The sequence below is a fragment of the Desulfobacterales bacterium genome (genome assembly GCA_029211065.1).
Classification (GTDB): Bacteria; Desulfobacterota; Desulfobacteria; order Desulfobacterales; family JARGFK01; genus JARGFK01.
Genome location: JARGFK010000087.1, coordinates 1 through 19,916, shown reverse-complemented (window position 1 = coordinate 19,916; position 19,916 = coordinate 1). Strand labels below are relative to the sequence as shown.

Annotated in this window: 14 protein-coding genes; 6 read left to right on the top strand and 8 right to left on the bottom strand. The window is 48.8% G+C overall.

Going from position 1 to position 19,916, the window contains the following annotated elements; translation table 11 throughout:
• Positions 1–187: 187 nt before the first annotated feature.
• A complete protein-coding gene (locus P1P89_16780) occupies positions 188–976 on the top strand; it encodes a hypothetical protein (protein MDF1593172.1) in 789 nt (262 codons plus the stop codon).
• Between the two features lie 34 nt (positions 977–1,010).
• Here P1P89_16780 and P1P89_16775 read toward each other — a convergent pair whose 3' ends face one another.
• Positions 1,011–1,607: an HDIG domain-containing protein gene (locus tag P1P89_16775; protein MDF1593171.1), complete on the bottom strand. Its 597-nt coding sequence runs from the start codon at positions 1,605–1,607 to the stop codon at positions 1,011–1,013.
• Between the two features lie 343 nt (positions 1,608–1,950).
• Here P1P89_16775 and P1P89_16770 point away from each other — a divergent pair, with 343 nt between their 5' ends.
• The 3 genes from P1P89_16770 to P1P89_16760 all read left to right on the top strand — a co-directional run bounded on the left by P1P89_16770 (position 1,951) and on the right by P1P89_16760 (position 6,244).
• Positions 1,951–4,488, top strand: coding sequence for a serine/threonine-protein kinase (locus tag P1P89_16770; GenBank protein MDF1593170.1), 2,538 nt, complete (start codon positions 1,951–1,953; stop codon positions 4,486–4,488).
• 196 nt (positions 4,489–4,684) lie between these two features.
• Positions 4,685–5,527: a protein phosphatase 2C domain-containing protein gene (locus tag P1P89_16765; GenBank protein ID MDF1593169.1), complete on the top strand. Its 843-nt coding sequence runs from the start codon at positions 4,685–4,687 to the stop codon at positions 5,525–5,527.
• A 12-nt stretch (positions 5,528–5,539) separates the two neighbouring features.
• The gene (locus P1P89_16760) at positions 5,540–6,244 is read left to right on the top strand and encodes an FHA domain-containing protein (protein ID MDF1593168.1); all 705 of its coding nucleotides are present in this window, start codon (positions 5,540–5,542) and stop codon (positions 6,242–6,244) included.
• A 115-nt stretch (positions 6,245–6,359) separates the two neighbouring features.
• On the opposite strand, the gene P1P89_16755 is transcribed toward P1P89_16760, so the two are convergent.
• The 3 genes from P1P89_16755 to P1P89_16745 form a co-directional block, all read right to left on the bottom strand.
• Entirely contained in the window at positions 6,360–7,346 is a 987-nt protein-coding gene (locus P1P89_16755; GenBank protein MDF1593167.1) for an electron transfer flavoprotein subunit alpha/FixB family protein, read from the bottom strand.
• Complete coding sequence (locus P1P89_16750) at positions 7,346–8,137, bottom strand: electron transfer flavoprotein subunit beta/FixA family protein (GenBank protein ID MDF1593166.1); 792 nt, start codon at positions 8,135–8,137, stop codon at positions 7,346–7,348. The genes P1P89_16755 and P1P89_16750 overlap by 1 nt, the downstream gene beginning before the upstream one ends.
• A gap of 104 nt (positions 8,138–8,241) precedes the next feature.
• A complete protein-coding gene (locus P1P89_16745; protein MDF1593165.1) occupies positions 8,242–10,305 on the bottom strand; it encodes a (Fe-S)-binding protein in 2,064 nt (687 codons plus the stop codon).
• 384 nt (positions 10,306–10,689) lie between these two features.
• Between P1P89_16745 and P1P89_16740 the strand changes: the two genes are divergently transcribed.
• Positions 10,690–12,399, top strand: a complete 1,710-nt coding sequence (locus P1P89_16740) for a long-chain fatty acid--CoA ligase (GenBank protein ID MDF1593164.1) — start codon at positions 10,690–10,692, stop codon at positions 12,397–12,399.
• 145 nt (positions 12,400–12,544) lie between these two features.
• Here P1P89_16740 and P1P89_16735 read toward each other — a convergent pair whose 3' ends face one another.
• From P1P89_16735 to P1P89_16725, 3 genes are all read right to left on the bottom strand, one after another.
• Complete coding sequence (locus P1P89_16735) at positions 12,545–14,398, bottom strand: acyl-CoA dehydrogenase (protein ID MDF1593163.1); 1,854 nt, start codon at positions 14,396–14,398, stop codon at positions 12,545–12,547.
• Between the two features lie 48 nt (positions 14,399–14,446).
• Positions 14,447–15,076 (bottom strand): TetR/AcrR family transcriptional regulator, encoded by a 630-nt coding sequence (locus P1P89_16730; GenBank protein MDF1593162.1) that lies wholly within the window; start codon positions 15,074–15,076, stop codon positions 14,447–14,449.
• Positions 15,077–15,551: 475 nt separating this feature from the next.
• On the bottom strand, positions 15,552–16,535 hold the full coding sequence (locus P1P89_16725; GenBank protein ID MDF1593161.1) for a peptidylprolyl isomerase: 984 nt from the start codon (positions 16,533–16,535) through the stop codon (positions 15,552–15,554).
• A 228-nt stretch (positions 16,536–16,763) separates the two neighbouring features.
• On the opposite strand from P1P89_16725, the gene P1P89_16720 reads away from it, so the two are divergent.
• On the top strand, positions 16,764–17,729 hold the full coding sequence (locus P1P89_16720) for an aminopeptidase (protein MDF1593160.1): 966 nt from the start codon (positions 16,764–16,766) through the stop codon (positions 17,727–17,729).
• 165 nt (positions 17,730–17,894) lie between these two features.
• Here P1P89_16720 and P1P89_16715 read toward each other — a convergent pair whose 3' ends face one another.
• Complete coding sequence (locus P1P89_16715) at positions 17,895–19,493, bottom strand: rhodanese-like domain-containing protein (GenBank protein MDF1593159.1); 1,599 nt, start codon at positions 19,491–19,493, stop codon at positions 17,895–17,897.
• Between the last annotated feature and the right edge of the window lie 423 nt (positions 19,494–19,916).

The window sequence follows — 19,916 nt, the reverse complement described above, 5'->3', positions numbered from 1 at the left end:
TGATCAAGCTTCTTATCTCCGTATTATGATCCGCACGGGTTCAATATTAGCTGATATCGCTCAATCATTGGGGTATGAAGTGGTGAATATTGATCTGTTCAGAACTCGTTTCGCTACCGCAACCAAAGAACATATGAATGAAGAGGTCGTTGTGTTAAAATGGCAAGGTAAAAATTAGGGGCATAAAATGTCAAACAAAAATCGATACACGCAATTAATCGAAAGGATGTTTAAAAAACATTATACGAAAGGTGCTTCGGAAGTTTCTTTTAAACGTGAAGATTTAGTGGAGACGGCAAATGAGTTGGGAATTAAACTGCCGAAAAATCTCGGAGATATTATTTATAGCTTCCGATATAGGACGGAGTTGCCCGCATCTATTCGCAAGGAAGCACCCAAAGGGCTCGAATGGATCATCAGGCCGATGGGTCAATCTCAATATAAATTTGCTTTGGCTTCCTCCCCAAGAATCACACCCAATCCGATGCTTTCCGAGACGAAAATACCGGATGCCACACCTGGCATCATTGCCAGTTATGCCTTGAATGATGAACAAGCATTGCTCGCCAAGTTAAGATACAATCGCTTGATTGATATTTTCACTGGAATTACATGCTATTCCTTGCAGAACCATCTCCGAACGACAGTTAGAGGAATTGGACAAATCGAAACCGATGAACTTTATGTGGGGGTGGATCTTAAAGGAATACAATACATTTTACCTGTTCAAGGTAAAGGAGGAAGCGACCAGTTGAATATCGTACAGATTGAGCAAGATATAGCCATGTGTTTAGAAAAATTTCCCCATTTAGTCTGTATTCCTACCGCTGCTCAATTTATGGATGAAAATTTAATTGCATTATTTTCTTTTGAGGAGGACAAAAAGGGAGTGTCTATTTTATCCGAAAAGCATTATCGATTGGTTCCTCATGAAGAATTGAGTAATGAGGAACTGTTGAGTTATAGGAACAGATAAAGTGCTGCATTTTAAAGTGAAGGGGGAAAATAAATTACTTGCCGGCAGTGAGGCTGGATAGGGACAAATAGTCGTTTACATCGCTTTCATTATCGATCAGTCTCCCGAGTTCTTCCGGTTTAAAGGAAACGTAGCTGAAAAGTCTCAACTCCAGCTCCTCCGTTTTCTTCCAGAGCCATCGCAATCGCTCGCGGTATTCCGGTCCTGTGGCATACTTTTCCAGAATATACGCCATGCGTTCGTTAAGCGTAACGATCCGGTCGTGCAGGACGCGTTTGTCGGCATAATTGACAATTTCAGCTTCCGTTGGGAAATCGGACAGCGCATAGCTGTCCAGACGAACATGCTGTTCGATGATATGCCCCACTTCCGGATACCCCATCTCATTGAGAAATTGCGCGCCGGTAAGGGCATGGTTTTCACGGGTGGTAAAGCTGCGCGTCTTGGTGATATCATGCAGCAAGGCGGCGGCCTGAACCAAATTGCGGCTTAAGCTGCTCGACCCTGGTCCCATATGATCTGCCAGAAAAATCGCCACGCGGCATACCTGAAAAGAATGTACCACGATATGGTCCAGCATGCTCATCTGGCGAATCAGACTCAGGCACTTCTGTCTCGACGGTATCTGCATCGGTTATATCTCCACTGAATTACTTTTATCAGATTCAACCGCAAAAGGCCAGTATGGAAAGTGAACCGAACCGGACATTTATCTATCCGGCCGCCGTATGGTTTAACGTTGACAAACGGCCCCTGTCGATATAAAAATTTATAATTACTCAAATTTTGCATGAAACTGCTGCGCCATTTTTAATGAAATTCAATGACACGATTCGTTTCCATGTCAATCGAATCTGTTTGGCATTGGAAAAGATTTTTTAAACGGCCCCAAACCGTTATTCCTGCAACCGTATTACGGCTAACTATTTTGATCGTTATCTACACCGGAAAGGCATCATTCAGGAGGGGCAAATATGAGTATCTTTAAGCGGCATCCGGCGCTTTTCTGGGGTCTGGGCATTACGATCCTTTTTTTAGGGCTTGGACTCTTCCGGGTCGAGTTCATCGACACCTTGGAATTCAAGTTCTATGATGTAATGATCAATTTACGCGCCAATCCTGAGTCCCCCAGCGATATCGTTCTGGTGGATATCGACGATGATTCCATTGAAAAACTCGGCCGCTGGCCGTGGCCCAGGTCGCTGATGGCCGAAGGGATCGGTAAAATTTCTGCCGGCAAACCAAAGGTAATCGGTTTTAGTCTGATCCTCAGTGAACCCCAGGAAAGCATCGGTCTAAAAGAAATAATCGGCCTTGAAAATTTATTCGGTCAAACCCTCTTAAATCAGTCCGGAGAAGCGGGCCAGGCGTTTCTAAAGGCCATCGGCGAAGCCCAGTTGAGGCTGGACAATGACAGCAAACTGGCCCAAGCAATTCATGCCGCCGGGAATGTGGTTCTGCCGGTATTTTTCAAGGAATCGGCGGTGGCCATGGAAAACCAGCAAAAAGAGAACGACCGCCTGGCAGTTCAAGCGGTCTTGGATGTCCGCAACCCGGAAGGTTTCAGTACGCCCTGGGCCAATGAAATCGTCCTTCCCATCCCGATTTTTATGGATGCCGCCAAAGGGATCGGCCATATCAACCTTTCCTACGACCTGGATGGTAAGGCCAGGCGCGAACGTCTGCTCTACAAATATAACGGCATTTATATCCCCTCGTATACCGTCCGGCTGGCAGCCCATTATCTGAACGTTCCCGACAACAACATACGGGCCGAATTGGGATCGGATCTTTATCTCGGCGCACTTAAAATTCCCACAACCACCAGCACGGAATTTCTGGTGGGGTTTAAAGGCCCGCGGGGATCATTCAGGCATTATTCTTTCTTTGACGTTCTCAACAACAAAGTCCCTGCCAGCATCTTCAAAAACAAGCTGGTGTTGGTGAGCCCTACAGCGGCCGGGATCATGAATCCCCTCAGCACCCCCACCGATGCCACCATGCCGGTGGGTGAATTTTCAGCCCATGTCTTGTGGGCCATCCTAAACAAAAATTTTATCCAGGAGCCCTCTTGGGTACCGGCTTTGGAACTGCTGCTGATCATTATTTTAGGAATTGTCATCACAATTGTCCTGCCGAGATTAAAAGCCCTGACCGCCGGTCTGACGTTCGTGCTGATAGCCATCCTGCTCATCGGCGGCGCCGCTTCTTTTTTTATTTCGCAGGGGGTGTGGGTTCGGCTGATGTATCCGTTGATGCTGCTGTTTTTCGGGTACATCGGTGTGGTCAGCCTGAAATACTTTGTAACCGAAACCCGCCAAGAAAAAGCCGAAGGAGAATCGGCTGAAACAAACCGAATGCTGGGGGTTTCCTTTCAAAGCCAGGGCATGCTGGACATGGCATTCGACAAGTTCCGTCGGGTCCCGGTCGACAATGAAATGAAAGACATTCTCTACAACCTGGCACTGGACTATGAAAGAAAACGGCAGTTCAACAAGGCGGCCTCCGTCTACGAGTATATTGAATCCCACGACAGCAAATTCAAGGACGTTCACGCAAAGAAGACAAAACTGATCCAGGCAAGCGAAACCATGGTTTTCGGGAGCGGTTTCATGGGCGGCGGCACAGGGGACGGCATGTTGGCCACCGGTTCAGACACCAAACCGACCCTTGGGCGCTATGAGATCGCCAAGCAGTTGGGTAAGGGCGCCATGGGTATCGTTTATCTCGGCAAAGATCCCCGCATCAATCGAACGACCGCGATCAAAACATTTCGTTTCTCGGATGATTTCAAACCGGAAGAGATCGAAAAACTGAAAGAAACGTTCTTTAGGGAAGCGGAAAGCGCCGGAACCCTGTCACACCCCAATATCGTTACGATATATGACGCCGGCGAAGAACAGGATCTGGCTTATATCGCCATGGAGTTTCTGGAAGGCGAAGATTTCGAAAAATACACCCAAAAAGACAACCTGCTGCCCATGCGCAAAGTCATCGACTATGTTGCCGATATTGCCGACGGCTTGGATTACGCCCACCAGCAGGGAATCGTTCACCGGGACATTAAGCCGGCCAATATCATGCTTTTGAAGTCCGGCGTTGTGAAAATCACCGATTTCGGCATCGCCCGCATCACCGCCTCTTCCCAGACCCAAACCGGTGTTGTCAAAGGCACGCCCTTTTATATGTCGCCGGAACAATTTTCAGGCGAAAAAGTGGATGGCCGCTCCGATATTTTTTCCCTGGGAACGATGACATATCAGCTGCTGACCGGCACGCTCCCTTTTAAAGGAGACAGCCCCTCGGCCCTGATGCATCAGATTATGAATGTAGCGCCGCCGGATCCCAGAGAGTTTAATCCCAAAATTGTGAAACCGCTGGTACTGGTAATCAATAAGGCCCTGGTGAAAGACCGTGAAAAACGCTACCAGAAAGCATCGCTCATGGCCGCCCATCTCCGTGAAATCGGTAAAAAAATTGATGCTGTCATGCTAAAACGCACGGCACAATAGCGGATACCCGTAAATTATAAAGGGTTTCGGATTCTTTTACGAAACACTTGACCTGAAATGTTTTTTGTCATAAGAAAATATTATTTTCGTATTCGTATGAATTTTTCAAGCTGCCGCGACCGTGTGGCAGCGCACACCATCGCTCTTTTTAGACACGCTATGGCCCTTGTTCAGATAGACTTTCCGGAATAATATTATGGTGATCATCGAATCAGCGGGAATTACCGACGTCGGTCGGAAACGGAAAGGCAATGAAGATGCCTTGTTTCTGGATACCGAAACCAACCTTTATATCGTCGCTGATGGAATGGGGGGGCACCAGGCCGGGGAGGTGGCCAGCAGTCTCGTCGTCGATACCATGCGCGACTATATGAAACGGTTCAAGGAAGACACCGATGCCGAAGAAATGGAAGACTTTGATGAAACCCTTTCAAAGGAAGCCAATCGGCTGCTTTCCAGTATTCACCTGGCCAATCTGGGCGTCAACAAGGTTTCACATACCAAAGAAACATACCGGGGGATGGGTTCGACTGTCTCTGCGGTCTTTTTTACGGATGAAACCCTTATCGCCGCCAACGTGGGGGACAGCCCCATCTACCTTGTCCACAATGGCACGATTGAACGCCTCTCGGTTCTTCACACGGTCATGGCGGAGCACGCCGCCATCAACCCCGAAGGCGCGGCCAATTTAGGGCGAGAATATCGCCACATGCTGACCCGCGCCATGGGCATTGAAGAAACCGTAACGCCGGATATTTGTGAAATACCTTATTTCAAAGACGACATTGTGGTCATCAGCTCCGACGGTTTAAGCGACAAGGTTTCAGCGGACGAAATCCTGGAAATAGTCAACAAAGAAAAACCTGAAAAAACCTGCCGGAAACTGGTCGATCTGGCCAATGAACGCGGCGGCGACGACAACGTAACGGTGATTGTGGCCAAAGTTAAAAAAACACTGCATGGAAAGGGCGGTTTTTGGGAGCTGCTCACACGGATCGGGGACGGTTTATTAAATCCTTTCAAAAAAATATTTAAATGAAAAGGTGATGCGATGCCGACTTTTACACTTAAATTCAAAGAAAACGTGATATCAGAATACCGGTTGGAAAAAGGGCAGTCCATGACGATAGGCCGGCGTGAAGACAACACAATCTGTATCGAAAACCTTGCCGTGTCCGGTCATCATGCCAAGATCGACTCCGTGGGCGACGGCTTTTTAATGACGGATCTGCAGAGTAAAAACGGTTCATTTGTCAATGATCAGCAAGTGACTTCGCATTGGCTTAAAAGCGGGGATCTCATCACCATCGGCAAACACACACTGGCTGTCAGCTTCGGCGCAGACGAAACCCAGCCGGAAAGCGCGGACGCCATGGACCAAACAATGGTAATGGACACTGAAAAATACCGGAGCCTGCTGGCCAAAGGTGCTTTAAAAGACGAAACCAAAGTGCTCCCCAAAGAACAGCCAGCGGTCCTGTCTTATCTTTCAGGCGGTGAGGGTGAAATTGAACTTTCAAAGAAACTTATCAAAATCGGAAAGGATTCCTCCTGTGATATTGTCGTCAGCGGCATGATGGTGGGGCACACGGCCGCAACCATCAGTCGTAGGCCCAACGGTTATTTTTTGAGCTTTGTCAGCGGCATGTCCAAACCGAAAGTAAACGGCGAATCCGTTAAAGAGTCCGTTAAACTTGAGGAGTTCGATACAATTGAGATTGCAGGTGTGAAGTTGCAGTTTGTGTTCCAGAAATAATTGCCCGGAGCGTCGCCTCCCGGCATTTGCTGCTTGAGCCCATCATCATAAAAAATCCGGCCGACTTTTTTAGATAAAAGTCGGCCGGATTTTTATTGGAAAACAACCGCTGATGCTATCCCTTCACTTCTTTCACCTTTTGCGTTAGTGCGGGTATAAATTCCAGGATATTTTCAACCACACCGACATCGGCAACTTGAAAAATCGGCGCCTTGGGGTTTTTATTAACGGCAACGATATACGGAACCCCTTTGATGCCGCCCATATGCTGAAAAGAACCGCTGATACCCAACGCCAGATAGACTTTGGGTTTTACGGTCTGCCCGGATGTGCCGACCTGGCGTGATTTTTCCAGCCACTTGGCATCCACAATCGGCCGGGAGCAGGCCACGTCGGCACCCATGACAGCGGCCAATTCATTGACCATTTCGAGATTTTCCTGGTCTTCAATTCCACGACCCACCGAGACCAGAACCTCGGACTTGGTTATATCGACATCGCCGACTTCGGCTGCAACCACTTCAATAAACCGGCGGGACTTTCCGGGGATTCCCTCTGCCGCGGCATCTGCACTCTTGTTCACAACCTGCCCGCTCAGCGCCTTGCTCTCATCCCCAGCAAAAGACCCGGGACGAATGGTAATGACGGCTCCGCCGGAAAGATCGCAACTGAGATGTGTGCTGACCTGGCCGGAGTATTCCTCGCGAACCGCTTTGAGCTTCCCTTCCGTGATTTCTTCAAACCCCACCGCATCGGGAAGATAAGCCGCATCCAATTTAACGGCAAGGCCCGGCGCCAGATCCATTCCGAAATGTTCATGGGGAATCAAAACGATGCTTTCCTTTGGCAGAATACGGACCAGCATTCCCCGCAGCACTTCCGCATTGACATGGGCCAGCGCCTCGTTTTCAATTTTCCAGACGGTTTCATAGGAAGCGGCCGCCTGACTGCAGGCCGCTGCCAGTGTTTCGCCTGCACCTGCGACCAGGGCGGTAACGGAGGAGGCTGAATTAATTTTTTTTGCAGCGCTTACCAGCTCAAGGGCGGTATCGTCTATTTTGCCGCCCTTTTGAATGATATATGCAAAAATCTGTTGCGTCATTATTTGAGTCCTCCTTTGGTTTTTAAAATTTCAACCAGCTTTTCCAACTTCTCTTCCGCACTGCCTTCCAGCATTTCAGCGCCTTCGCCCAGTTCCGGTCGGAAGTAGTCCAGCCGTTTCACTTTTGCACCGGCCGCACCAACCGATTCCGGCGCAAGGCCCAGATCAGAAGCTTTATGGACGGGAATCTCAACAGATGCCACCTTGCGGATGCCCCGGATGCCGACATAACGGGGCTCATTAATTCCGGTCTGGATCGAAAGAACGCAGGGGAGATCCATCTCGTTCATCTCCTGATTGCCGCCCGCAATCTCGCGCCCGACCTTAATCCGTTTATCATCCAACACTTCTAATTTGTTGACCAGTGACGCATAGGGCCAATCCAACATCGCTGCCAGCAGCCCGCCGATCTGTCCGGCGCCGTCATCGGCCTGGGCTCCTGTCAGAATCAAGTCATATGAACCCTTTTCCACTTCGGCTTTGATGATACGGGCAATACCCTTACCGTCAGATCCGGTGAAGGATTCATCCGACAGGAGAATTCCCTTGTCTGCGCCCATGGCCATTTCTCTTCGCAATACTTCTTCGGCATCTCCATCTCCCACCGATACGACCGTAATACTCCCGCCGACCTTGTCTCGAATCTGAATCGCCTCTTCAACCGCGTAATTGTCCCATTCATTGACTGAGTAAACCAGATCACCGCGTTCAATGTCGGAGCCGTCACGGCTGACGTTGATCTCGTTTTCCGCAGTATCCGGGACCCTTTTAACACATACCAAAATTTCCATTTTTTTCCTCCCAGACAGTGATATTAAGTTTATCTATTCGGATAACCCTTGTCATTCGTTTAAAACCTTTATCGTGCAGTGGCGCAGTGGCGCCCGGACACCTGCTATGATGATCTGATCAGGTGAAGATCAATCAGCTCAACAATGTCGACAACCTGCATTTGCCCTTCCAGGCCGCTTGTTTTAATGGCGTCTTCAATATTCACCAGACAGAACGGACAGGCGGTAACAATCACGGTTGCGCCGGCATTTTTGGCCATCTCAACCCTTAATTTTCCCATGCGGGTCTCTTCAATGGGTTCATAATAAAGCATCAACCCGCCGCCGCCGCAGCAAAAAGAACGATCCCTGCATTTTTGCATATCCACCCGCCGGATGCCCGGAATCGCATCGATGACTTCTCTGGGAATGTCATAGATGCCATTGTGGCGTCCCAGATAGCAGGGGTCATGATAGGTATAAACAGCTGTTGGATCTTCAACAGTTTTCAATTGAATTGTTCCGGCCTTTAGCGCCCGCGCGATGGTCTGGCTGATATGCTTCACCGGTGGTATTTCTGTATAATCGTTTTTAAGGGCGTTCATGGCATGGGGATCCGATGTAACGATTTTAGAGACACCGGCGTTTAAAATCGCTTCGGTATTACGGTCTTTCAGATCCAAAAAAAGCATTTCTTCCCCGAAGCGCCTGACTTCGTGGCCGCTGTCCCTTTCCTCCGGCCCCAATATTCCAAAATCAATCCGGGCGGCCGCCAGCACCCGCGCCGTTGCCCGGGCGATCTGCTGGATGCGGTCATCAAAAGACGTTATGCTGTCCACAAAATAAAGCGTTTCCGCCGTTGCATTTTTTTGGAGAACTTTCACCGGGGCGCCTTCCGTCAGTTCGGCTGCCCATTCAGCCCGTTTTTTTTCCATCTTCCCATAGGGGTTCCCCCGCTTTTCGATGGCCCCCAGGGGTTTTTGCAGGGATTGCGGCACCAGTCCCTGGTCCACCATGTATCTACGCAAATCCACAATCTTGTCGATATATTCGATCAGAAGCGGGCATTCTTCTTCACAGGCGCCGCAGGTCGTGCAGGACCAGATTTCATCCTCCTCCAGGACGTGGCCGATCAGCGTCTTGCTCTCGGCTTTTTCACCCCGAAGGGGATATAATTGATGGGCATAGTCGCGGCATTTGATGGAGATAAACCGGGGTGAAAGCGGTCGGCCGACTGCGTTGGCCGGGCACTGGTCCGAACACCGGCCGCAGTCCGCACAGGCGTAAAAATCAAGCATGTGCTTCCATGTGAAATCTTCAAACTTGTTCACGCCAAAGGTTTCAAGCGCTTCGATTTTATCTTCGGCCACACCCCAGCGCACCGGCTTAACGGTCCCTTTGTTCAGTTTCATGGAGAAAAGAGTGGGGATCGAAGTAATCAGATGAAAAAACCTGCCGAATGGCAGAAGGCAGAGGAAGAAGAAAAATGCCAGTTCGTGGAAATAGTATGCGCCCAGGTGGATCGCCTGGAATTTTTCACCCGAAGTCGCCGCCAACAGGTGTGAGACAAACCAGATTCCGGTTGCGGGAATCATCAGCGGCGCCTCTATTCCTTTGTGAAGGCCGGCCGCAACCTGACTCCCCTGGAAAAACATATCCGCGACCATCAGCAGCGCAATCAGCAGAAGCGCGACCGGTGTTTCCCATGTCCGCTCTTTGCCGAATCTGGCAGGCACGCTGTATCTTTTCGGATGAAATACGACCCGACGAATGATGGCAACCGTACAGGCGATCAGGACAAAGGTGGCCACAAGATCTTTTACGTTGGTATAAATGCTTCCCAGCAGCCCCCCAAACCCCGGCAGTGCAAAACCGTCGAATATGCCCATCAGCGGCAACGTAATCCAGCGCAGCGAGATAACGATAAAACCGGTCAGAATGGTGATATGAATGGCGCCGGCCAGCATGTAACGGGGCATGCGGTGATGGGGGACCATGAATGTGTTGACCACCCGTTCTGCGATCCGGTCCCGGCGCGGATCCGGCGCGCCCTGGGATAGCGGCGCAAGCCGTTTGTATATCAATAAAACCAAAAAACCCAATCCGACCAGGGGAATCAAAACAGAAAAAACAACAGAAGGAATACCCAGAATCGTTGCGTTAGCAGGTGAAATCAGTACCGGTTCCATTTTAGTCTTTACTCCCGTCGTGTATTGCGGTAAATAAACCCTAAAAACTGAATGAGCATTCATTCATTACTATAAATTGTTCCTGACACTGTCAAGAAAAATTTTATTTAGCATTATTTGCTGAATATGGAAACAGATAAATCTGATACAAATAACGCCCCATAAAATAAACGGCATGATGCTTTGGGGTGTTTTTTTTAAAGACCCCTGCCGACCCGCCCCGGCGGGACGGGGAATACGCTCGTTATTTCGGTTCAATCATCAGACGGTCTTGACAAATATCTCGTTTTATTTTAATATGTTTTATACTTTTTTAAACGCATCTTCCCTTAATGTACCGTTTCGATGATGATATAATCCACACCAACTTATGAGGAGGATTTCATGACGACACAATCACGATACGCTGACAAACCGTGGCTGGCACATTATGAAACGGGCGTACCGGAAAACCTGAAATATGAAGAAATCTGCCTGCCGGATATTCTGGATAGATCGGCCCGTGAATTTCCGGACAACATGGCCCTACTGTTTCAAGGGTATCCGGTGTCATTTCGCGAACTAACGCAAATGGTCAATCAATTTGCGGCGTGCCTCAATGATTTGGGCATTCGAAAAGGTGACAGCGTGGCCATTCTCCTGCCCAATCTCATCCCCTGCGTGGTCGCTTACTACGCCACCCTTAAAATCGGTGCCACCGTAGTCATGAACAACCCGTTGTATGCCGACAGAGAACTGGAGCACCAGTTCAATGATTCAGCATCCAAAATATTGATTACACTCGATCTTCTGGGAAACCGCATGATCGACCTGAGGCCCAAGACAAAAATCAAGGAGATCATCTATACGTCCATCGGCGATTATCTGCCGTTTCCCAAGAACCTGCTCTTTCCCCTGGTTGCCAAAAAGAAAAAATTGGCCGCTGACGTCAAACCGGCCGATAATGTATACAAATGGAAAACACTTCTGGCTCAATATAATCCCACACCGCCCGAAATTAACGTTTCCTTTGAGGACACCGCCATGTATCAATATACCGGCGGCACCACCGGGGTTTCCAAAGGTGTTATTCTCACCCATGCCAACCTGAGCAAACAGGTCCAGCATATTGCCGCCTGGTTCCCCAAATTTACCAAAGGGACCGAAGTCATGCTGGGCGCGCTCCCCTTTTTTCATGTCTTCGGACTTTCCACTGCCATGAACTTTGCCGTTTATATGGGCTGGGGGGACATACTGGTTCCAAAGCCCCAGCCGGAACAGCTGCTTGAAAGCATCAGAAAATTTAAACCGACCTTTGCGCCCCTGGTGCCGACCATGTACATCGGCATGCTGAACCATCCCGATATTAATAAAACCGATATGACCTCCATCAAGGGGTGCTTTTCCGGAAGTGCACCGCTTCCGGTGGAAGTGATCAAGGCGTTTGAAGAAAAGACCGGTGCGGTCATCGTTGAAGGGTATGGATTGACCGAAACATCCCCGGTGACTCACATCAACCCCTTTAGCGGCGGCAAACGCAAGGTCGGAAGCATCGGCCTGCCGATTTCCGACACGCTCTGCCGAATCGTTGACCTGGAAACCGGAAACACGGATGTTCCCGCAGGCGAGTCCGGCGAAGTAATAATTAAAGGGCCCCAGGTGATGAAAGGATACCGTAATATGCCGGACGAAACCGCCGCAACCATCACGGACGGATGGTTGCATACCGGTGATATCGGGAAAATGGATGATGAAGGCTATTTTTTTATCGTCGACCGTAAAAAAGACATGATTATATCCGGCGGCTTTAATGTCTATCCCCGCGACATCGAGGAAGTCTTCTTTGAAAACCCGAAAGTTCAAGAAGCCTGCGCCATCGGCATCCCCCACCCCCACCGGGGTGAAGCCGTCAAGGTCTTTGTGGTCTTAAAAGAAGGGGAAACTGCAACCCAGGAGGATCTGCTTGAATACTGCAAAACCAAACTGGCAAAATACAAGCTGCCGACTGAAATCGAATTCAGAATTGAACTGCCCAAAACAAATGTGGGAAAAATATTGAAAAAAGATCTGCGGGCCGAAGAAATGGCAAAAAAAGTCATCCCTGATGTAAAATAAACGACCGCAATACAAAAGGGCGAGATTCAATTCTCGCCCTTTTGTCCTCATGCCGGATGGTTTCCAATTAACGTTGTTAACGCTTTTATATTTTTAGAATCCTTTTTGGGTTGCTGCATCCATAAATAGACCTCTCGGTCTCAACCTAACCCCCAAAAGCCGATTCCGGAATTTCAATCGCAGCCCCATTGGTATCGGCAATCGCATTCAGCCTGCCGAGCGTAACCGGCAGGAGGGAATGGATAAAAAATTCGGCACTCCTGATCTGCCCCTCATAAAAAGCAGCATTTTTATCCGTCTGGGCCTTTTTAAGTCTGGCTTCAGGGTCACTGCCGCCGGCCAGTTTTTCAAGTTTGGGAGCCGCTATCGACGCCCGCCACAGCAGCATCCAGGCCATAACAACATCGCCGGCCGCCTCCATGAAGGGATGCGCAAAGGCAAAAGCGTTCAACACTTTGGGCGACATGGCTGTCGCCCCCAGATTTAAGGCCACCTCGCCGAGTCGGTTCAGGGCCTTTTCCACCTTGGCGGCCATGTCTTGCAGCCCTTCAATTTTCTTGGCCGCAGCGATTGTTTTTTGTACCTCTCCGAAAAAATCCATTACGGGTTTGCCGCCCTTCATGCCCAACTTCCTGCCCAAAAGATCCATCGCCTGGATGCCGTTGGTCCCTTCATATATCATGGTGATGCGGCAATCCCGCAGAAGCTGCTCAACCGGATACTCTTTGATATATCCGTAGCCGCCATAGACCTGGACGCCATGGCTGCAGACCTCAAAGGCCTTATCGGTGACATACCCCTTGGCAATGGGAATGAGAACCTCGATGATACCTCTGTATTTTTCTTTCTCCTCGTCATTGTCGCTGGTTTCTATTTTGTCATAGCACAGACCGGTATAATAAATCAGGCTGCGTATGCCTTCAGTCATCGACTTCATGATCATCAGCTGTCGGCGCACATCCGGGTGCTGGATAATCGGAACTGAAGGCGCATTATCATCCCGCATATTCAACAGAAATTTTCCCTGAACCCGTTCACGGGCATAATTCAACGCATACATATAAGATGCGCTTGCAAAACCGAACCCCTGAAGACCCACCAGCAGGCGCGCTTCATTCATCATCAGGAACATTGCGCGCATTCCTTTGTTTTCTTCTCCCAGCAGGTACCCGCGGCATTTGCCCTTTCCGCCCAGGGTCAGTGAACAGGTTGAATTGCCATGGATACCCATTTTTTCTTCAATGCCGGTACAGACGACATCATTGAATTCACCCAGGCTGCCGTCATCGTTCACCCACACTTTAGGAACAGCAAACAATGATATTCCGCGCGTCCCCGGCGGGGCGCCTTCGATGCGGGCCAGAACCGGGTGAATGATATTTTCCGACAAATCGTGATCCCCGCCGGAAATAAAAATTTTGTTTCCGGAGATCGAGTAGGTGCCGTCCGGATTTTTGACGGCTGTCGTTGTTAAGGCGCCGACATCCGAACCGGCTTCCGGTTCGGTCAGGAGCATGGTTCCGCACCACTCTCCGCTGTACATTTTTTTAAGAAATATTTTTTTAAGTTTTTCACTCCCAAACGTCTCAATCAGCTTGCCGGCTCCGTGGGTCAGTCCCGAATACATCATAAACGAGCAATTGGCGCCGACGAAATACTCACTGGCCGCCAACGCAACCGTCCGCGGCATTCCCTGGCCGCCCCACTCTGGGTCCTCAGTCATGGCAACCCATTCACCTTCTTTGAAAAGTTCATAGGCCTTTTTAAAGGACTCCGGTACGGTCACGCTTCCGCTTTCGAACTTACATCCCTCTTCATCTCCCAGCTTAGCGGCTGGCAAAAGTTCCTTGATGGCCAGGTTGCGCGCTTCAGTAACAATCAGATCAATTGTCTTGCGATTAAATTCAGCAAATTTTTCGTGTTTGCCTAATTGTTCAACCTGCATCTGTTCATGCAGCACGAAGTCGACATCCCGTCGATCGGTTATTAACTGTGCCATAATAGTAATTCTCCTTGTTTGATGAATTCATCTGGGACCAATAAAATACTAAACCGCTCCAGCCTGTCCGTTTCGGTTTGTTTCCTTGTAACTGCAGATCCCTCTGATAAAAAGATCAATCAGCGGATCGGCCATGGATACGAGATCATATTCGCGCTCGGAATGCAGCCAGGTGTTGATCACCTCATCAATTGCGCCCAAAATATAGCGTTTCACCAAGCCTACATAGAGTTCCTTGCGGATTGTCCCTTCCTGCTGACCCTGTTCGACAATCTCAGTGACGATGTTCAGGTACATTTTAGACATTTCCTTGATCTGCTTTTCCACCAATCGGCTGTTCTGATGGATTTCAACCTGATAGACCACGGCCATGTTCCGGTCACGTTGAAATTCATCGAGATGGCGGAAGATCAGTTTTCTTAATTTGTCTAAAGCGTTATCGGCGCCTTTGACATCCTCCCGGAAGCGATCAAAAATCTGTTTAGCCTTATAACTGAAGAAATTGACCAAAATGTCATCTTTATTTTTAAAATAAAGGTAGATGGTGCCGTCCGCGACACCAGCCTCTTTGGCAATCTGCGAAATCGTCGATTGAAAAAAACCCTGCACGGCAAAAATCTTAATCGCGGCCTCAAGGATACGGTTGTATTTGTCGTTATTTTTTCCTTTTTGATTAATCTTCGGCCTCCTGAGAAAAAGAATTAAGGACCAATCATTATGAATGAATACTCATTCATTTTAATTGGGAAACTTCCCCCTGTCAAGAAAAATTCCCCGAAAATTGTTTTCACCCCATATTAAATTATAATAGATCAATATCAATTTGTTATGATTTCATATTCTTTTTTTTGTGATAGACACTGTCTTTTCGAGCCTTTGTGGTGCAAATGAGTTAAAATTCATTTTTTTACATTCGGCACTTCACCCCTCTTGTCATGTTACGGGTGGCCGGCTATGCCGCAATATACAACCCGGTTGCTAAAAAATATCGTTCCGGTGGGTGACCTTAAGACAATCGATAGATCTCCAGAGCTGATAGGGTGGGTCGTAAAAACGGAATCTTCATTTCACAACGAAAGGCATTCAAAGGCTGGCTTCGGCTGAGCTCGACCGAAGTCAAAATCGAACTTTTTTGCAACTGCAGGGGCTATGGCTAGAGATATTTTTTCACATCCGCCTTCTGTTTGAGCTTTTCGATCAATTCGCCAATCTCTTTGCGGATTTTATCCTGCTTAAGATGTTGTTCAATTTTACCCTTGGCTTGATCAAATGCGGCCATGGCTTCTGGTTTTTTGTCAAATATCTTGATCAAATGATACCCAAAATTGGTTTCCACGATACCGCTCACTTCGCCCGGTTTTAATGCAAATGCAGCATCTTCGAATGGTTTTACCATCTGGCCGTGACCGAAATAGCCCAGATCCCCATTCCTGGAACTGCTGGGTCCCTGTGAAAAGGCTTTTGCAAGGGCGCCGAAATCTTCACCGGCATCAAGTTTTTGTTGAATCTGTTCCAGTTGTTGACGTGCTTCCCCTTTTTGCGAATTGTCCGCCTGGGGATCCACTTTTATCAAAATATGGCTGGCGCGCACCTTCTCGGGTTGTTTGAAAAAATCAGGATGACTATCATAATAGGCGCGCACTTCCGGTTCCGGTATCGAAATTTTCCGGGAATAATTTTGATCGATAAACGCTTTTAATTCCAGTTCCTGCCGGATCTGTTTTTTTATCTCCGTTTCGGAGATATTCATCTGTTGCAGTGCCTGATTAAATTCGGTTTCGCCGGGAAATCGCTTTTTTAGGCCATCGAACTGTTCCGCAACCTCAGACTCCTTAGCTGAAATTTTCTGCCGGCGACTCTCCTGATAAATCAACTCGCGATTGATCAGGCTTTCCAGCAAATCTTTTTTTATTGCGGCAAGTTCGGAATCGGTTAGCGTCTTGCCCTGGCCGGCGAGTCTCTGCTGAATCTGTGTCAGCTCACGATCCAGTTGTTTCATGGTAATAATGGAACCATTTACACTGGCGGCTTTAACCTCCAACACTTTTTTCTCTTGCGCCACAGCGGTCGACCATAACCCCACCCCAAAGACCACGAGCCAGACCATGCAACCTTTTTCAAGAAATCGCTTACCCATTAAACAAAGCCTCCAATTCGTAATAATCTGAAAAAATTAATCCGAACATACATAAAGCCCTTTTTAATAGTTGTAAACACAAAGATGCAGGAAATCGACTTTTTTATAATGCCGTGCCTTGGCAATTAATTGATTCGTCGTCAATAAAAAGCTTGACACCGGCGCGTTAATCGGAATTTATATACGCCGCCGTTCAATTCTAACCACATCTTCAAGCAGAGGTCTAAAATGAAAATGATAGAGCTTATAAAATATGCCAAAATTCCCATCGAACTGAACAAAAAGGGGGTCCGGGAAGTCGCTATCCTTACCGACACCGGACGAGAATTTGAAATAGCCGAAGCCCTGGCAGCGGCAGCATTTGAGATGGGCATCGAACCCACCATTATAATAATGCCGGCAAGACCGGTCCACGGCATGGAACCCACCGCGATCATGTCCAACGGGGTCCTGGGCTCCCAGATGATGATGTTTGCAACCTCGACCGGAATGGCCCATACCGAATGCGTCCGCACGGCGCTTAAGAAAGGGATCAAATATATCGGAATGCCGGATATAACCATTGAAACACTGACCAATGGTGCAGCCACCGCCGACTACACAGTGGTCGGACGAATTACAGCTGCGATCGCCAAAATCCTGACCAAAGGCTCCTCAGTGCATATCACCAGTGATGCCGGAACAGACCTGGAATTCAGCATCAAAGGCCGCAAAGCGCTTGAACTTGCCGGATTTTTCAAACCCCGATCCATCGCCTGCTTCCCGGACGGCGAATGCCCCATTGCGCCGGTAGAAAAAACCGCCAACGGCACCCTGGTTATTGACTCATCCGTCCATCAAATCGGTCGGGTCGGAAAACCGGTCGTGATGAAAGTCAAAAATGGATTTGTAACTGCCGTTGAAGGGGTCTCAGAAGCCGGGACACTGCTGAACTTATTAAAAACACGGGGCGACAAAAATTCATTTAACCTGGGAGAATTTGCCGTCGGCACCAACCCCTGCGCCAGAATTTCTGAAAATGTTTCCGAAGACAAAAAACGGCTCGGCTCCATTCATATGGCTTTAGGCGACAACGTTTCTTTGGGCGGCCACTCGCCCAGCGCAACGCACATTGACGGCATCATGGGATATCCCAGCTTGTGGGTAGACAATAAACAGATTATCGACCGCGGGAAGCTCTTGATCAAATATTGAGTATTTCGAGGGTTAATCCGCCCCGGGCGGATTACAATCAGAACCTGGCGCCGAAATTGGGCAGGGGTATTTTGTCATTGGTCTCGATAATGCTTTCATAAAAAAGGGGGCTTTCCGGCAGACCGGCTGAAATTTTCCGTTGATGTGCGAAAACACGTCAGAATCTTAAAATCGGGGGAAAACCACTGATCCGTCTTTTTTGATCTGTTCCACCAGCCCGACTTCCCAGTTCAGGTATTCCGTCATCGCATTTTCAGAAGCGGTTGCTAGTTCATACGGTTTGTACCAGACATCATCAACCGTTGAAAGCGCTTTACTCGTTCCTTTTTCAACAGGAAAACCAGCGTTCTGCCACGCCGACGCTCCCCCGGATAAAACCCGTACAGCGGCATCCGGCCGGATTGCTTTAAGATCCTCAGCTGCAAGATGCGCCAGCCGGTCGTCCGAAGCAGTCAATACAATTTGTTCAACCCCCGGCAGAGCGGCAATGTCCAGCACCATCCGCGAGCGTACCACCCAATAAGCACCGGGGATATGACCTGTTCGGTATGTGCGGCTCGTGCCCACATCGATAACGGCAACGGACTCATCAGACAGCTTCACATTCAACTCACCGGCGGAAATGACCCGCACCTCTTTATAATCGGCTATGATCGACTGATGATAGGGGCGCTCCTCGAGGCCGGCATTGCCGATGCCGCCGGACAGAACAAATACATCCTTCCAGCCCATTTGAACCAACCACGAAGCCGTCATGATCGCACGGATTTCAGTATCGTCCACCAAAACAATGCGCGCATTCCGGACGGCGACATATTCGTCTGTTGCCTGCACCAGTTGACCGCCCGACGCATTTCTTGATCCGGCCAAATGACCGGCCGTATATTCTTCCGGTGATCGAACATCTAAAACATAGCATGTGCGTCCACCGGCATCGTTTTCCCATTCCGCAACCGTTGCCCGGTCAACCTGTTTCACACCAAAACGGTCTGCCACTCTGCGAACGCATGTTTTCGCCCGTTCCATACCGGCAGGGGTTAAAAAAGGCGTTGATCGACGCTGCCCATTCTCAAGTTCGAGCCCGTCCAGATGCCACCCCATGGTTCCGTTTTTTAGCGCCATCACCGGATTCGGAATCCCTGCATTGATCAGTGATTGGGCGCCGATAATGCTGCGGGTTCTGCCGGCGCAGTTGACCACAACCAGGGTTTCGGGATTCTTTATAAAATCGAAAAACCGATAGACAATCTCTGCCCCCGGAACGTTGACGGCGCCCGGAATATTCATCCGAAAGTACTCCTCCGCCGGACGCGCGTCTAAAATAACAAGATCTTCACCTTGTTTTATCTTCTGCCAAAGCGCTTGCGCTGAAATCCGGGGGGTATCATACGTGGTCTCAACAAATTCTCCAAACGCCTTGCTGAGTGTATTTACGCCGGAAAAAAGTAAATATCCGGCCTGCCGCCACCCTTCGATGCCCCCCGCTAAAACAGAAAGATCGGTATACCCCCATTGATTAAGCCGGTCAAATGCCCTCTGGGTACGCCGATAGGCATCGGCAGGTTCATTACCGACCAACACCATAGGCGTGTCTAACCGCGGAATCAATTCAGCTATGCGAAGTTCCATCCGGCTCAATGGAATGCAGCAGGAAAGGAGCAGGTGGGCATTGGCAAACTCACCCTGTTCGCGGACATCAATTATGGCGATCTCTTTATCGTCCCGGATCAACCCGAGAAGCTGGCGGGGAGTGATGCTGTTCATTTATTCCGGCCCTTGGGTAAAACAAATCAATGGAATTCAGTGGGTATGGCTTAAAGTTTAATTTGTAACAAACTTAGCATTCATTCGCCATAAGCGCCATTAAAAATTACATAAATTTATAAATTGGAATCTATATAATGATTCGCTTGACAGCGGGGCGCTTTATTGGTAGTACCAATATACCAAAAAATTCTAGTGATTGCGACTTCGCCTGTTGAATCACAATACGCTTGACACCATTGGTCTTCTATTTCAGAATACTACAAAACCCGAAAGCAAAGCTACTTCCGATTCCAGGGCGTTTTAGCGCTTAAAACCGAAGAATCATCTTAAAAACGAGGAGGTTTGGAAATGAAGCAAATAGGCACTTTTTTCAAAATGATGTTTATGGGGCTGGTTGTGCTGTCGATAATTATCGGGGCA

Excerpts from the sequence above, each read along its gene's own strand:
- P1P89_16780 (MDF1593172.1), top strand. The coding sequence starts at position 188 with ATGTCAAACAAAAATCGATACACGCAATTAATCGAAAGGATGTTTAAA.
- P1P89_16775 (MDF1593171.1), bottom strand. The coding sequence starts at position 1,607 with ATGCAGATACCGTCGAGACAGAAGTGCCTGAGTCTGATTCGCCAGATG.
- P1P89_16770 (MDF1593170.1), top strand. The coding sequence starts at position 1,951 with ATGAGTATCTTTAAGCGGCATCCGGCGCTTTTCTGGGGTCTGGGCATT.
- P1P89_16765 (MDF1593169.1), top strand. The coding sequence starts at position 4,685 with ATGGTGATCATCGAATCAGCGGGAATTACCGACGTCGGTCGGAAACGG.
- P1P89_16760 (MDF1593168.1), top strand. The coding sequence starts at position 5,540 with ATGCCGACTTTTACACTTAAATTCAAAGAAAACGTGATATCAGAATAC.
- P1P89_16755 (MDF1593167.1), bottom strand. The coding sequence starts at position 7,346 with ATGACGCAACAGATTTTTGCATATATCATTCAAAAGGGCGGCAAAATA.
- P1P89_16750 (MDF1593166.1), bottom strand. The coding sequence starts at position 8,137 with ATGGAAATTTTGGTATGTGTTAAAAGGGTCCCGGATACTGCGGAAAAC.
- P1P89_16745 (MDF1593165.1), bottom strand. The coding sequence starts at position 10,305 with ATGGAACCGGTACTGATTTCACCTGCTAACGCAACGATTCTGGGTATT.
- P1P89_16740 (MDF1593164.1), top strand. The coding sequence starts at position 10,690 with ATGACGACACAATCACGATACGCTGACAAACCGTGGCTGGCACATTAT.
- P1P89_16735 (MDF1593163.1), bottom strand. The coding sequence starts at position 14,398 with ATGGCACAGTTAATAACCGATCGACGGGATGTCGACTTCGTGCTGCAT.
- P1P89_16725 (MDF1593161.1), bottom strand. The coding sequence starts at position 16,535 with ATGGGTAAGCGATTTCTTGAAAAAGGTTGCATGGTCTGGCTCGTGGTC.
- P1P89_16720 (MDF1593160.1), top strand. The coding sequence starts at position 16,764 with ATGAAAATGATAGAGCTTATAAAATATGCCAAAATTCCCATCGAACTG.
- P1P89_16715 (MDF1593159.1), bottom strand. The coding sequence starts at position 19,493 with ATGAACAGCATCACTCCCCGCCAGCTTCTCGGGTTGATCCGGGACGAT.